The sequence below is a fragment of the Pseudoruminococcus massiliensis genome, assembly GCF_900291955.1.
In the GTDB taxonomy this organism is placed as follows: domain Bacteria; phylum Bacillota; class Clostridia; order Oscillospirales; family Acutalibacteraceae; genus Pseudoruminococcus; species Pseudoruminococcus massiliensis.
In genome coordinates this window covers 1-15,481 of record NZ_OLMR01000006.1, presented here as the reverse complement: position 1 = coordinate 15,481, position 15,481 = coordinate 1, and the positions used below count along the sequence as shown (strand labels likewise).

The window sequence follows — 15,481 nt, the reverse complement described above, 5'->3', positions numbered from 1 at the left end:
CTCCTTTGATTATCCCTTGAGGATATTGATTCCGAGCAGAGGATCTTTATCAATAAGCTCATCAAGGTATTTTTGTGCTTGTTCCGCAGTGAGCTTTCTGACTTGCTCTTTCGCCTGGGAACGATATTTTAACTGATAGCGCTCTGTGGCGAACTGGCAAATCTTCGATTTACAGCTATTCGCTTTAGCATACCAGTCATAAACATTTGTCCCAGTTGCTGCGCGAATCTGATCTCTCAACTCATCGGCGGAGGTAATGACATATGCATACTCACCAGCAAAGAAGTCTATAAATCTCTTAACACAGATGTCAGTGTTTTTCAGTATGCCAAGCTTTCCACTCTGCAGGAAATCAATGGCATCATCAATATCCTTTTCTGTCGGCAAATACGATGTTCTATTCAAGGCATCGAAAATCTTCTGCGCGGTAAGAATATCCTCAGTGAACAGGCAGAGTACCGGAATACCGTTTTTCTGAGACCAATCTGCCGGACTGGTGCTGTTCGTAGCCTTCTCCCATGCATCGTACATCTTACGTGTCTTCTTTGACTTACGGAAGTTGGTTAGTTCATGCTGCATGGTAGTAGTGAACTTATCTGTCGCTTCGTAAAGAGTCCCAGATGGCACTTTGTTAAACAGATACTCATACTCATCGGCAGAGATAGTTGTGTGCAATGCGCGATCAAGAGCTTTACACAATACTTCGTACTGATTATTAAAGAACTCAACAAAATCATCTGCCAAATTAGCGATTGTTGACGCAGTTTCGGCTTTGTTAAACTGAGCGTTGTCCTTAATTAAGCTAAACTGATCAACAATTGTTATAAGCTCAGGTCTCAGTTCCTTAAGCAATGCATAAGGAACCTTAACAATGTTAAGTTTTTCGATGAGTGCCTTTCTTGCTTCGACATATGTTTTTTGTTTAGTAGTGAGAACTCGGTTGATGTCATAAATAAGCTTCAGATCAATGTACAGATTATCAATCTGGCGGTTAGTATCTCCAAGTTCCCAAAGGTAGGAAGAATCATTCGAGAGCTTAGAATTTAACAATTCCAGATATTCCTTGGCATCAACCTTCAGATTGCTGGCAATTTGAATCAATTCAGGCTTGTACTGAGCAATGTAATAATTCATGCCAGCTCTCATATTCTCGGCGCTAAGAATATCTCTAAACAGCTCATCAATGGCGTTATACTGCTGATACAGCTTATAAATATCTTCAACAACCTTTGAGCGTTCGCGGTCAATCTTTGATTCAGGCTTAATGAATTCGCAGAGGAGTGATGTGAGCTGTACCATAGCGTCACAATACTCATGGTCATACAGTTCTTCTTCAATGAAGTAACGTACGGCCCACATCGGGTACTTGTTATTTGTCAGGTAGATGTTGATATTCTTGGCAATATCATCGACAGAATTGCGTTTCTCCTTCGCAATCTTAAAAATCTCACCCGTGATCTGACAGAATTTCATCTGCTCGGAGGTTTGCCTAACAATAAACTGTCCCTGAGCTTTGGGAAGATTCTTTATGACACCGAAGATAAGTTCACTAAGGTCAATGTAGTTAAGGGACACCGTATTATTGTTCGTGTCTCGTTTGTAATAGGTGCTATCAGCGTACTCTCCAAGAAGGAAGCCAAGAAGAAACACAGAACCGGTATTCGGAAGGAGGCCAAAAGGAGGTTTTCTGAGTTCTTTCCAAATATCCGTGACACTTACCATTGTGCTCTTTTCAAAGCTCTGCTCAATGATTTCATTAATTGCAATTTTCATCTTTGAAACAGGATGCGACGGTTTGACTTCCCAATACTTCGGAGTACTCCAAATTCCATCCATTTGCAGTTTTGCTGAGATGTTTCTGACATATGAATAGTTGTTTGGAACATCTATCTTGCCCATTGCCATTTGAGCAACAGTCTCTTTGAAGCCGGTTTCAGCAAAGAGCTTATCATTTTGCGTGATTTCTTCAAGTCCATCGCCAAAGAACTCGCCGTTAATCTCTTTGAATTCCTTTCTTAAATTGGCGCCACCAGTTTTCTGAACAGACTTATTAGGTGCAGAGTAAATGTACAAAGATGTTGTAATCAATTTTCTTGTCCATTCATTAAGGACTTCCTGAGAAGTTTTCTTTGCAAGCTCAAGCTGGGATTTCTGATTGGGGATTGTAGAAAAATACTTTTCTTTTGCTTTGCTCTCAATGAATTTTGAAAACAACGCGTCAGTAAACGGCAAAGAGCTAAAGTCAACTACGATACAGCGCTCTCCAACTTTATCAAAAGTCGCTGTAACGGTGTCTTTAATCTTACCTTGGTCGGCTTCATTCTTTGCAAACAAGAAAAATGTCGGAATATGATTTTCGGACTTATCAACCTTCTCTGCCTCTTGCTTTGCATTTGCAGGTGACACATTGATAATCCGCATTCTCCACTTTAGGTAATCAGTTGGCATGAATTGCTTAGCAACATCATATGTGGAGTCGGCAACAAGTTTTTCAAAAGTGATTGCTTTACGCGTTTCATCAATAATCTGATTCATACGCTCGGTATCAATAGCAGCAGAAGTTATGACGAAGAGAACTTCTTTTGCGCTTTCAATCTTACCAACGATACCCTTTGAAGCAAAATAATTCAGATCCTGCTCAACAGTAGATTCCTGCGGAGTCCCGGCAAAGCAGGCTTTGATGTTCACTAAGGTTGGACGCATCAATGATGTTGCACCAGTTCTTGCCTCTGCGCCGTTCTTTGCTTGCAAGGCAGCAAGTAGCAAAGTCACCTTCAACACTCTACGTCTGCGATCACCAAGTTGCTTATTGGTAGGATCGTCGCAAAGCGGTGCAAAGTTGTTGTAGTGACTAATCGTTTGAATAAAAGCTGCATCAAGATCGACGTTGCTGGTTTTGAAGAAGTAATCCCACAGGTAATCTGCCGTCAAATAGTTCCATTTACCATACTCAAACGCAAAGTGTTCAATAAACCACTTGAAGTTGGTTTTGTCCTCATCTCCGGAGTAGTCTCCACTGAGGAACTGGAAAATGGTTCGCTGATTGGAGCTAATGTCCTTTGCAATAAACTTCAACAGATATGCTGCATAAGGATGCATCGGCAGGAGGGCTCTAAAGTCATCGTCTTGAATATTATAATCCTTATTCTTGATGACATCCACGCTGCCACGCTTAACGCCGTCCCATAACTGTTCGCTGGTATACTTCCACTCATCAGCAAGGTCGACTTCGTGTCTTAACGCTTGTCCAAGAAGTTTGAAGGCAGTACTCTCTTCCAATTCTATGGTATCGAGCTTAAAACGCGCCTCAATAATAGACTTGGAGCCCTTGTCCTGGATAAGTTGTCCAGCAGAACTGTGAGTAATCAAGAATAGATAACAACTGATGCGCGAAGATGCCTGCGCAATCTCCTGAAGGCCAGTAATGTTGTTCTGATTATTCTTAAAATACTCTGTGAATTCATCCCAAATAAAGACGATTGAAGAAAGATTGTTGCCTTTGCGCACGTCCTCCAACCAGTCAACAATATCCTCAGAAGACATAGACCAATTGAAACCTTCAAGCGCTGCGACCTCAATGATCGTATCGAGAAGGCTCAGTTTATCTTCAAGATCCAGTTCCTCTAAGTCTTTGATAATGCTATCTACCGAGCTATACTCAGTGAACTTGCCACGGTATTTGTTAAATGCTCCCTGGAAATTAAAGGCCGATGTCTCTGGATGCTTCAGAATCGACAGCACCTTATCAGAAAGGCTTTCTGCTCCAGTGTATGTAAGTCCAACATCTGACACTGCTCTTCGCACAGATTCTACAATCGCATTAAAGAGCTTATCCTGTGTGTTAATTCCAGCCGACGCACTACGCTGAACAACCAGAATTCTCCCCTTTGCTCTAACCCCCTTAACTCGTGCCAGTAAAGTCTCCATACCATTCTGAATGAAATACGGGGTGATAGAGTCGATGCTATCTTCAAGGATATGTTTTATGACGAATGAAGCATAGGTTTTACCTGTACCATAGGCACCACTCATCCAAATGCTTCGATCTTTTGTTTCATTGCTCTTTTCCAGTGTCTCAACAACATCTTTGAGAATGTTCTTGAAGCTGGTATGAGGATAAAACGACTGCCATTTGTCGGGATAGGTCCTATCACTATTCCGGCTAAACACCGGGATGAAATTGGGGTCAACCTTTATGTATTCGTTATACAATCTTACCGCCATTGTCTTATCCTCCTTAAATCAGCGAGAGCACATCAACCGCCTTTTTACCGTTTTTACCGGCAGGCAAATCAATGTTTTCCATGATGCCTTTATTGAAGTCTACTTGAATAAAGCTGCTGTAGTTATTTGCAAGGCCCTGAAGAATCGGCTTTAGTGTTTCGCGTTCAATACCGAAAATAGCACGAGGGCTCAATCCTGCTCTCTCTTCGTTATCTTCGAGCAGATCAGAAAGAGTAAAGCTGTACATACCTTCCATTCTTTCTGCAAATTTATAAAGGGAATAAAGAATCACAATTGGTTCCGCATCATACCAACTACCCTTCGTGATTGTTGCTACCGTTTTACCCTTAACTTCGCATTCTCCTTGCAATAAAAGCCAACCTATAGGGGATAGTCTAAGTGTCTCTTTCAAAGAGCTAAGAGCATTCTTTTTTACAGTTGCCGAGTATTCTTCACCGAGTAAGATGGGGAGATCATCCGCAAAATACGTCCTTCCCACTTCAATTTTCTTTGCATACCAATTGATAATTGGAGATTCATAGCAGAGATTTGTGTAAATCACGCCCCAGGTGATTGGCGAGTCACTTCCTAACAATTGTAATTTTTCACCAAGTGGAGTAAGCGCATTATTCTTAGTAATTTCAGCTTCTTTGAGCCATGTTTTGAAGCCAACAATCATATACTTTCCCATTCTCTCATTGGCCCAAAAATCATCCAACAGCTCAAAATATAATTCAAGCCATTCCTGTCTGAACCCAAAGTTCTGATATCTACTGATATTCTTTATGCTCATGTTATTTCCGCCTCCTGTAATGCCAAGTGATCTCGCTGCAATACATCCTTTATTGGAATCTAAACAATGCTCACAATGCCTACAACCATCAATAACTATATCATCATGGGTGATGTTTAGCGCCCCAAACGCACATTCTGCCATACATTCTCCACAGTTTACACAATAGGCAGCTTTATTAAGGGCATTTTTGAATAGATACATAAATCTGACGGATAACGGCGATCTAATCAGTGCAGGAAGAGTAAGAATAGTGGCTCTTTTATCGGTTGAAACAGTGAAGTCCATGTTTATATCTTTGTATCTTATGGAATACTTATTATCCCCTATTTGAATGACAGGGCCAACCGTTGCCATCCATTTATCCCATTTATAGTTACCCTCAGTAATAATAAGTTTAACCGAGTCTTTTGCCTTAATCTCAGTAATCTTGTTGCCGCCAAACGAGAGTTCTTTCCCGCCAATTCTGGACTTCCAGCCACCTGACTGAAGATACTTTTTCTTCTCTTCATCCGATGAGAATGATTTTGTGATGCTTGTCGATACAATGTCCAGAAGCGGTTTAACCTCTTCAGGAAAAATATGATTTAGTACACATTCATACCATTCGGAAGCCATCGGACAGAGTTTGCAACCAACTCTGTATGCACCATAGCGATAGAGCTTATTAAACAAAAGTCCATATTTGAAAATGTAAAGGAACAATTCACAAGAGCTCCATTCTAATATGGGGCTACAATTAAACTGAACTGCGTGTTTGTTTCCATCAGAAATCATTGTATAAGTGGAACGCGCATCACTTTCCTCTGCACGAACTCCATCAAATACCATGACCTTAAATGGACGCTGTGCCTCTGGATATTTTGTCTTGTATATTTCTTTAAGTTTTGCAATAGACGGCGCTGTCTTATGCACGCTACAACACCAGCGAAGCTTTCTTGCCGGGAATCCTATTCTTCTCCATGATTCTTCTGCTTCGAACTCCGCTCTCGCTTCATACCACTCAAGGGAAGGCCAATGAGCCTTGGCCTCAGAAAGCGCCTGATAGGTGGTTTTCAATTCCATAGTCGTATCGCCAAAAACCACTACAAAACCGTCATGAGGAAGCGCTCTTTGCACTATGTCTAACATGACAATCGAATCTTTGCCTCCGCTGTATGCCACATAGAACATACTAACTCTACTCTTATAATCCAAATAGGCTTTGTAAGTTGTTTTTAGTGTTTTTTGAACAAATCCATCCATGACACTCTCATTTTTAGAAAGCATCATTTCTATATCTACTGGTGTAATACGCAAATCTTTGATAACTTTTTTTAACTTAGGCATTTCATATAAGCCACCGCCAGATGCCTCACAAACAAGTTCCCCCTTGTAGAAATATCTACGTGCTTCTGCCCACATCAGAGGTCCTTCACAATCAGGAAAGTCCCAACCATAGTCTCGATCAAGCCCAAGAAATCGCAACTCTTCAGAAAAGACAGGTCTGACTTCTTTGGTGACCCCAGTAATTTTAGAAGGCAAAAGAATATATCCACCAGTTTCTATATCCCATTCGTAGTTATACATAATTGTTTCCTCACCTTTAGCGGGCGCTATGAGTTGTCAGCACCACGCCGTTTGTTATGGTTACTCTCCAGTGCAATGAACACCAGTTTCGTTGACATAGAAGTATTTTGCACTTTCGAGGAAATTGGGGAGTTTGGCCTCAATCATTCCTTCTTCGCGCAGCCAATCTCTCATCTCAACCTTCGATGTGAAAGATCCTTTATGGACTTCTTCTGTCAGTATCTTTATCAGGAATGAGTCAAATGTATCCTTGCCGAATTCCTCTGCGACATAAATAGCGTTCGGATGCTGCAATGGGTCACCAAACATATATACCACATTGATTTTATTGCTCTGTACAATAAGGTTCTCAAGGAGGAATTCGGTCCAATCAATATCTATCTGCGGATACCACAAAAAATCGTTAACTTTCGAACCAACAATATATCCATTTACTTTGAGAAGATCACGTATAATGCTATTCGCCTGCTCTATCACTTCATCTGTAATTCCGGTAAGCTCACGACGCATCAGAGTGGTTCGATTAACTCGAATGAAATCTGGTGCAATCATCTGACATAAATATGCCGGAGCAATATAGTGGATACCGTTCTCATCGCAAATGTCAATCAGTTCCTCTATCTCAATGCTGTCATAGTCCTCGATATGCTGCAGGATAACGCTTCGATTCGAAATATCGCTGACTCCGAGTTTCGCAATATAAGGGCGAGAAAAACTAAACTCTTCTCTGAACATATAGTTCAAAGCAGCAAAGAGTTTATTGCGATCCTCAAAGTCATTGCGATACATGAATTCTGGGAATTGTTCAGCAACAGCATCATAAACAGATCTGATATTAACCGGAATTTCTTTACACGCCTCGCTTAAATAGCCGCGAAGCATTTCATAATCTTCCGGCTGAATATCAAACTGCTCTGCGTGGATATAATAGCCATTGTCAATATTGAATACATTTGCGCTCCTGGACACGACTTGGCCAAGCCCCGCCTCTCCAAGCGATGTAAATTCCGCGAAAATCTCTGACTTATGTACGATGCCACGGTCTGAAACAAATGATTCGAGTTCATCCACAAAAGTTACCGATTTGGTTTTGCGAACAAAATCTCTGCCCGTACTAAATCTACACCCATACTTCTTCAATGCTCCTTGAAGGAGAAATCTGTTTGTAATCTGTGTGCCATCAAACTTTTCTTTTAGCGCATCAAAGAGTTCGCCATACGGAATGAGCGAACGCGGGGACGCCTCAATATAATCGTTTATGGTATCGATAACGCTTGGGTCCACAACCAAATAATCTGGGTGGATATACTTTCCACGGTCGCAAAGTACACCAAGTCTACCGACATCAGCATCTATAGCTCTCGTAGTAATAGATTTTGCACATGTCCCGAAGAGTTCAACCATGTACTGCCTAAACCGATCTGCTTCAAAGTCATCTGCAATTTTAAAGCCTGCCTGAAAGCGGTTTTTCAGAACATACTCACACATAAACACAACCGTAAGACGACCTCTATGCAGGAAATTTTCTGATTGCTGATAAATGCTATCAAAGACGCTATTCAACGCCTCTTTTGGAATTGAATTTTTTTCTGCCAGTTCTGCAATAGTGTTTTCCTTCTCTGAAGCCAGCATCACATCAGGTAGTGTTGTAAGAAGGGCATCTATCGTCGAAAGTAGAGCGGCCTCGCTCATATTTTCAGAATCATCCGTCTTAACTACGATAGCATCCAAAGTCTTAGAGTAGTAATAATGCTCATGCTCTTGATTATGCTTTATGCAAGCCCAAAGAACAGCTGCGAACTCGTCCCCCACCGTGTTCTTCAATTCATCAAAGTGCAGAACATTATCTCCATTCCGCAATGCATAGACGAGCATAATGAGATCATATTTCTGCTTCTCATATACATCCCAGAAGGTCCTATGGACTTTGCTCTCTATTTGTCGAATGCGTTCGCGTGTTACGCCATACAGGGAACCTACTGCTTCAAGTGTTTCGCCTTTAGACCGAAGCGCAAATATCTCTATTGCTCTCTCGTTTCTTCCGGCGAGAATACTACGAATGTTCGCTGAGATAGAAGAAATAAGCGTGAAAACATCAAAATTGAGCCATCCGAGAAGCTTATTCATATCAGATGTTAGCACAGCCATATTCTCTTCTTTTCTCAATTCCTCATAGAGAAGCGGAATGTGCTCGACAGTCGTATCATCTGAACATTCAGACAAAAGATATGACAGTTTTTCACCAGCCGTTGCAGAGTAAGCCCTGATAAACGGCACTGCCTTTAGCTGACGCATGGAGTCTGGCAAATTCTCGATTTTTTGGACTGCGTCGTTCATAGCATTTCTATACTGAATATATGGTGTAGCAAACTCCATAAGGGCATTGCATATAGTGAGTACATATTCTGGGTTTAGATATGCCTCAAAACAAATATCTTCTCCCACAGTCTCTGAAGCCTCTTTCAGTTTTTCAAAATACCCCATTTGATTGTCACTGAACCAATCTGTTGAGTACTCATCACCCATTAGCATAGCTTCAAGAGCGCTCTTGAATGCAGGGTCAAATTCTACCCGCTCATGTTTTGGGGTGTGATTGGAAACATCTGAGATAGTTGCCACATCTAAACTTGCAGGATCAGACACATAATCCTTAACTTTTTGTACTATCTCATTGACCGACTTCACGCCCATGCTTTTAATGGCTTTTAACTCGTCGGTGGTTCTGGCCAACACTTCAGCAATCGTCTTAATCTTTGCACTGTTTAAGCAGCGTGTCGGGCGAACACCTAAATTGAGTGCAATAATACCTATATCTTCAAACGACGAAGGATTTACATCAAACAGGTATGCGAGTGTATATTCATTGTCATCAGAAGGCCCTGTTGAACTCGAAGCAGTAGTTTCGGTTCCTGTTGATGTAACTACAATTTCTTCTGTCGTTCTATCAGCCGTTTCATTCTCGGTAGCATTTTTCCTGTCAGAACAACTGGTCTCATCAAGAGCAACTTCTAAATTTTTTACAGGCTGTTCATTCGGCTGTATCCATGAAGTGGATTCTGTTTTAGACGGCGTTGACTGATCTTTAAGAGCGAGGTATTTACCCGCATCAAAAGGTTCTCCGTCTCCCTGCAACTCGTTTTTTTCGCTCTCCGAACCTTTCTGGACGGCGTCAACTTCAATAGTCGCAACAACTGGATTGTCTAGCATTGCTCTTATCGATTTTATGTAGTCGCGTGATTGCCCGGAACTCGTTCTAAAAGCAACAAAATCAACATTCGTTAATTCTGAAATAAATATCTTCCCCGACGCGGAACAAAAGGAGAGAAAGTCCGAGTATTCAGTTGTAATCACATCGGCTATTCTAACCCGATCCATGTACATAATAATGCCTCCAATTAGTCTTCTTCGATTACTTCCATCAAATCTCCTATGTCACAGTGAAAGACTTTACAGAGGTTGATCATTACTTCCATGCTGACAGGGCGATCATTATTTAGCTTTGTCATCGCGTAGGAGCTTATTTCCGCAGCCTTTGATAAATCGCTTTTCTTCATTTTGTTGTCCTTCATTAGCCTCCACAGCTTATCATAGCGAACCTTCATGTGATACCTCCATACAGCGTGGATTATCCTCACTATTTCGTCGGCATAAAAATATATTGTATATTATACCATTCTTCTACACAATTTTCAATAGGTTTGATTGAATTACAGCCCAAGTAGAGAAAAGGTGCTGTAAAATGGTCGCACCTTTTTTCGCTAATAGTTTAGTTGCATGTAAGAAAGGCATATGATCTTTTATTCGATAGCTACTTAGCAATGTTGATTATCGTTAGCCCATGCTCCAAGGCATAATTAACGGTATATGCCGTGCCGCCGGTGGGTTTCGTCAGATAGCAAATACAAACGCTGCTGTTATCCGCAAGATGCCGATTGCGTTTCTGCATACAGCCCCGAAAATAGTGCTCCGAGGTGTAAGTTACCTTATCTGCACAGCGCTTGATCTCTTCGTAAGTGTCGATATCCTCCTGCGGCCAGCCTCGAGTTTGGTTAAGGCACGGCAGCACAAGGATCAGCCGAATCTGCGGATAACGCTCCCGCAAGCGGAGGACAACCTGCGCTGCCAGAGTATCAAATCCCAAGGCACCACCTGCGCCGAAATAGCGATAGCCTTGCTCAATCAGCTTGACCAAGGTGTCCTCCAAGTGCTTGGAGATTTCGGGCAGATCATCTGCCGGCAATTCCCGATGTCCGGTGAAGCAAACTGTTTTTGTGCGCATAAACTCCGCACCCCTCTCGAATACTATAAGTGCCGAAATCTAAGAAATAATATCTATAGTATATATCCCGGCCTTTTGAATATCAATAGTCTATGGATTGGCCAAAGCGATATTTATAGACTATATATGGAGGCGAGGGGAATGAGTGATATCGCAAAGATCATTGGGCAACGCATCAGAAACTACCGGACGCAAAAAGGACTCAGCCAGGAAAAACTAGCCGAGCTTGCCGGCTGCCATCCCACATATATCGGGCAATTGGAACGTGGTGAGAAAAACGCCACTCTGGAAAGCGTTGAGAAGATTGCATCAGCTATGGATATTTCACTGTCCGAGCTATTCGATAAGTTGGGAAAGAGTGGCGGCAACAACATTGCGACCAAATGCTATGACTTGGTTGCCTCTAAGAACGAGGCAGAGCAGAAGCAACTCTATAAAATGCTTCAGGAAATGGACAAATACAAAAACCAATAAAAAAACACGGTGCCACCCGACGAAGGGTGACACCGTGTTCTGCTTAGTAGGCGACTACGCCATATCCGAGAATTTTATAATAGCCAACCGGGTACTGATTGACGCGGCAGCTGTCGCCGGAGTTGCCCTCGATGGTGTAGACAACGCCGTTTTCGACCTTCTGGACGATACCAACATGATCGGCCTGACCGTCCTGCGGGCCGGAGTTGCCCTTATTATCCCAATCGAAGAAGATAATCATGCCGGGCGAGGGCTCCATGGCGTTATCCGCCCACCGTCCACGCTCCCGGAACCACTGGACACCGTTGACACAACCTGCGAACTTCGGAATGACACCAATGTCGATATAGCCGCATTCGTTTGCGCACCAGCTGACGAAGCAGGCGCACCACTCCACGCGGCTGCCGAAGCCGTACCATGACCAATAGGGCTCTCCGCCCACATTGCCCACCTGCGACAGCGCCACGGCAACGATTTGGTCATCCACTCCATAGATTCCGTAAAGCACCGCCGCCCACATACTGCTGTCCTGCGCAAGCAACTCCGCAAGCTGCTGCTTTTGATCCTCGTTGAAGCCGTACTGCCCAGCCATCTCATCTGAGGTTTTGTGGCCGACGGTGATATAGAGCGTTGTAATCGCCTCCTGAACCTCTTCCTCAAGAATATTACCATTGCCGTCATCCGTCTCCACAATGACCGTCTCGGTCTTTGTTTCCGTCCGGTGGGTGATTTCGTTCATCTCCCAGAACAGGTCCTTCAGAAGCTGTTCCTTTTCCGGAGTGATCGTTGCCACCTCCTGAGGATTATCCGGATCGGAGGTCGTTTTGACGGCATAGACCGACAACACCTCCGGCCACACGGCACGGGAACCGGACATTTCAAGCGCATCGTATTCAACGGAATCCTTAATGGCATCCAGCTCGTTCTGGTAATCGATGTTGATTTCCTGAATGACCTGCCGCATCGTCTTTTCTGAGCCGGTATCCTCGCTTGAAAAGAAAATACCAAAGCAGGAGCAGGCGATCAAGGCAACAAGACAGATAACCACGACGACCACGACCGCAACCCAGCCACCGGCAGCGATAGCCGCAACCAGTGTTTTCATCGCCGCTGCGATGGCCTTGATTGCTGCCGCAACAGCCGCTTTGTAGGCGGCAATGGCAGTCTGGCGGGCAATCTCCGCCGCTTTCTGAGCGGCCTTTGCAGCCGCAGCCGCTGCCTTTTGCGTTGCCTTCGCTGTTGCCTCTGCGGTTTTGATGGCAGCCTTGGAGGTTTTCTCCGCAGTCTTTACGGCCCTCTCTGTTGACTTTACCGTTCCCTTTGCACCGACTTTTACGGTCTGTTTCCCGGCAGAGCGAGCAGACTGCTTGATGGTGCGTTCAGTACGCTCCGCAGATTTGATGGTCTGGTTTCGTCTGCTCCGGATGCTTGTCCGTGTGGCCTCCGTAATTTGCCGCGCTGCCTGCCGTGCAGCCTCCTCTCGCGGCGTTCTGCTTGGCGCGCCCCTACGCAGCTCCTCCTCATAGCGGCGAACCCGTTCTTCATTTTTGTGGATGCGCTTTTCATTGCGGTGCTCCCGGTGCGCCTCCTTGCCTTTTTCAATGGCTTTTTTCGTTTGGCCGGAAACCTCGTGCCAAACCTGATCGGTCACATCCTCAGCGGCATAGCGGATTTTGTCCTCCGCGTACTCGGAGGGGGAAATCTGCCCATCGTCCATCAGGTTTTCCGCCTGATCCTTGGAGCGGACGAGCGCCGTCTTCATGCGCTCGGAGACAACCGCCGCTTTATCAAGAATCTTGATATCCTTAACGCTCTCTCTTGTTTTTATCCTGCCCAAAGCCATCGCCTCCCTTCAGAGCAGACAAGTCACACCTTCTTCGCTACGACAACGAAGCGACCGTTGGGATAGGTATATTCGCAGGTGGAAAGGGTCAAAAGCTGATCTCCGTATTCGGCAGTAACGCCCGTGTCATAGAGCTGTCTTGCGCGGACATTCTCCATGAACTCGGCAAACTGCGCCTCATCCATCAGCGTGTATTCGTTGTATTTGAAGGTCTCGCGGTTCGTATTGAATTTGAAAGCGGCAACGACCTCATATTTGCCGAGGTTGGAGAGCGTGTCAAAGGCAATCTCCGGATGCTCTTTGCAGAAATCGGCGTCGGTGTATTTACAGAGGTCGGCAAACATCGAGCCGTCATTCATGTGATGGCCGTAAATCACAAGGTTGTTACTAATCCCGGTCATACAGGCCTCATCAATATAGGGAACGCCGTAGTCGCTGTATGTTTTATCAAAGCTGCGCTTCAGATAGAAGTCCGGCTTGTTCGGAGTCTGCATGACGGGGTAATTGACATTCGTACCATCAATCTTGATCCATCCGATAAAGTCGTTGTTCTGCGCAAACAGCGCCGCATACTTTTCACAGGCCAGCGCCGCCTCTGCTGCCGCCAGTTCTTCTGCACTCAGATCTGCTTCCTCCGCTTCGGTATCCTTCTGCGGCTCGTCGATTTCCGTAATCAGATTTGTCAGATCGTCAAATGCCGCCTTGCTGTTCTTGGCATCCAGATACTGATGCGTAAACATGGCGCTGCAAAAGATCGCTGCCGCGCCGAGTACGGAAACGATGATGATTCCAAGGGTTTTCTTTTTCATTTTGTATTCCTCCCAAAAGAACGGAGGACGGGGTTAATCCCGTCCTCTTGCAAATTTCCCCTCGCCGGGGCGTGTGGTCATAAGCTGATAGAGCTTGGTATTCTGCGGGAACCGATTGATGAAGGGCACCAGCGCAGAGCCGTATTTAATCAGTCCGCAGCCGGCGTCGGCATTGGTGATATAGCTCATCTGCTCATTGGAGATGTTCAGCAGCTTGGCAAGCTGCCCTCTGTCGGATGCAGCCTGATTCAGCATAACTACAAATTCCGAGTTGGAAAGCATGGTGCTGGCCTGAACAGAATCCAGCAGATACTCCACATTCTGCGTGATTGCCGTGGGGTATGCGTTGCGCTTACGAAACTGCCGCCATGCGGAGTTGAAGAACTGCGCCGAGAACTCGTTCTCGAACACCACATGGAACTCGTCAATAAAGGCATGGGTGCGCTTGCCCTTCTTCCAGTTCAGCGTCACGCGGTTGAGCATGGTATCGGTGATCACCAGCAGGCCGGTGGGCTTGAGCTGGGAACCGAGACCGTGAATGTCGAATACTACGACACGCTTGTCGAGGTCCACATTGGACTGCTTGCCGAAGATATCCAGAGAACCGGTGGTATAGAGCTCAAGGGACAGCGCGATCTGCTTTGCTTCGGGTTCAGGCTGTTCCAGCAGCATATCGCGGAGCGTGCAGAGAGTGGGAATCGTCCCGGTGTCCGCCGCATTGCGGTACACATTGGTGATGCAGCGGTCGATAATAGACTTGTGCTGCGGGCCGACGCCCTTCTTGTCGATCTGCTCGATCAGAGACATGATGAACTCCGACTTTACAACAATGGGGTTGTTTTCACCGTACCCGTCCACCATATACATGGCGTTCAATCTGTCTCTGCCGCCGGCAGACACACGGATCACCGAGCCGAGATCGCCCATAGCTTCGATAAGCGGCGCGTATTCTCCCTCGGGGTCGCAGATCATAATATCATCGTTGGTGTTCAGAATGAGGAAGGTGATCAGCTCCTTTGCCGAGAACGACTTACCGGAACCGGGAACGCCCAGCAGAAAAGCGGACTGGTTCAGAAGATTTGCCTTGTTGCACATGATGAGATTGTGGGAAATGGCATTTTCACCGAAGTAAATGCCGCCCTTGTCCATGATCTCCTGCACCTTGAAAGGCATTAGCACCGCAAGGCTTTCTGTCGTGAGCGTTAGGAACGCGTTGATTTTCCTCGTCCCGATGGGGAGCACCGTGTTCAGGCCATCCGTCTGCTGATACTTCAGCGTCGCCATCTGGCACATGTGCTTTCTCGCCGTAGACAGCACCGTTTCCGTATCCTGATCCAGCTGCTCCTTGGTGTATGCGGTAATCTGGATATATAATAAAAAAGTGGACAAGTATGATAAAATAGAAGACAGAAAAAGGAGGAATAAAAAATGTCTTCAAAAAATCCGAAATACACCCAGGAATATAAGCAAACAATAGTCAATCTGTACCA

Annotated in this window: 8 protein-coding genes and 1 pseudogene; 1 reads left to right on the top strand and 8 read right to left on the bottom strand. The window is 44.9% G+C overall.

Features of this window, described 5'->3' with window-relative positions:
* Positions 1 to 9: 9 nt before the first annotated feature.
* From C9914_RS08220 to C9914_RS08200, 5 genes are all read right to left on the bottom strand, one after another.
* On the bottom strand, positions 10 to 4,224 hold the full coding sequence (locus C9914_RS08220) for a hypothetical protein (protein ID WP_106764690.1): 4,215 nt from the start codon (positions 4,222 to 4,224) through the stop codon (positions 10 to 12).
* 13 nt (positions 4,225 to 4,237) lie between these two features.
* Positions 4,238 to 6,586 (bottom strand): phosphoadenosine phosphosulfate reductase domain-containing protein, encoded by a 2,349-nt coding sequence (locus C9914_RS08215; protein WP_106764688.1) that lies wholly within the window; start codon positions 6,584 to 6,586, stop codon positions 4,238 to 4,240.
* Positions 6,587 to 6,646: 60 nt separating this feature from the next.
* Entirely contained in the window at positions 6,647 to 9,967 is a 3,321-nt protein-coding gene (locus C9914_RS08210; RefSeq protein WP_106764687.1) for a DNA-directed RNA polymerase subunit alpha C-terminal domain-containing protein, read from the bottom strand.
* A 14-nt stretch (positions 9,968 to 9,981) separates the two neighbouring features.
* Positions 9,982 to 10,188, bottom strand: coding sequence for a helix-turn-helix domain-containing protein (locus tag C9914_RS08205; RefSeq protein WP_106764685.1), 207 nt, complete (start codon positions 10,186 to 10,188; stop codon positions 9,982 to 9,984).
* A 206-nt stretch (positions 10,189 to 10,394) separates the two neighbouring features.
* Positions 10,395 to 10,865 (bottom strand): SLOG family protein, encoded by a 471-nt coding sequence (locus tag C9914_RS08200; protein WP_106764683.1) that lies wholly within the window; start codon positions 10,863 to 10,865, stop codon positions 10,395 to 10,397.
* 141 nt (positions 10,866 to 11,006) lie between these two features.
* Here C9914_RS08200 and C9914_RS08195 point away from each other — a divergent pair, with 141 nt between their 5' ends.
* A complete protein-coding gene (locus C9914_RS08195) occupies positions 11,007 to 11,339 on the top strand; it encodes a helix-turn-helix domain-containing protein (protein WP_106764681.1) in 333 nt (110 codons plus the stop codon).
* Positions 11,340 to 11,382: 43 nt separating this feature from the next.
* On the opposite strand, the gene C9914_RS08190 is transcribed toward C9914_RS08195, so the two are convergent.
* The 3 genes and pseudogenes from C9914_RS08190 to C9914_RS08180 form a co-directional block, all read right to left on the bottom strand.
* Positions 11,383 to 13,176, bottom strand: coding sequence for a CHAP domain-containing protein (locus tag C9914_RS08190; protein WP_242972090.1), 1,794 nt, complete (start codon positions 13,174 to 13,176; stop codon positions 11,383 to 11,385).
* 29 nt (positions 13,177 to 13,205) lie between these two features.
* Positions 13,206 to 13,991, bottom strand: a complete 786-nt coding sequence (locus C9914_RS08185) for a class B sortase (RefSeq protein ID WP_106764679.1) — start codon at positions 13,989 to 13,991, stop codon at positions 13,206 to 13,208.
* A gap of 33 nt (positions 13,992 to 14,024) precedes the next feature.
* Positions 14,025 to 15,359: pseudogene (locus C9914_RS08180) on the bottom strand (VirB4-like conjugal transfer ATPase, CD1110 family); the annotation flags it as partial.
* Positions 15,360 to 15,481: the final 122 nt, after the last annotated feature.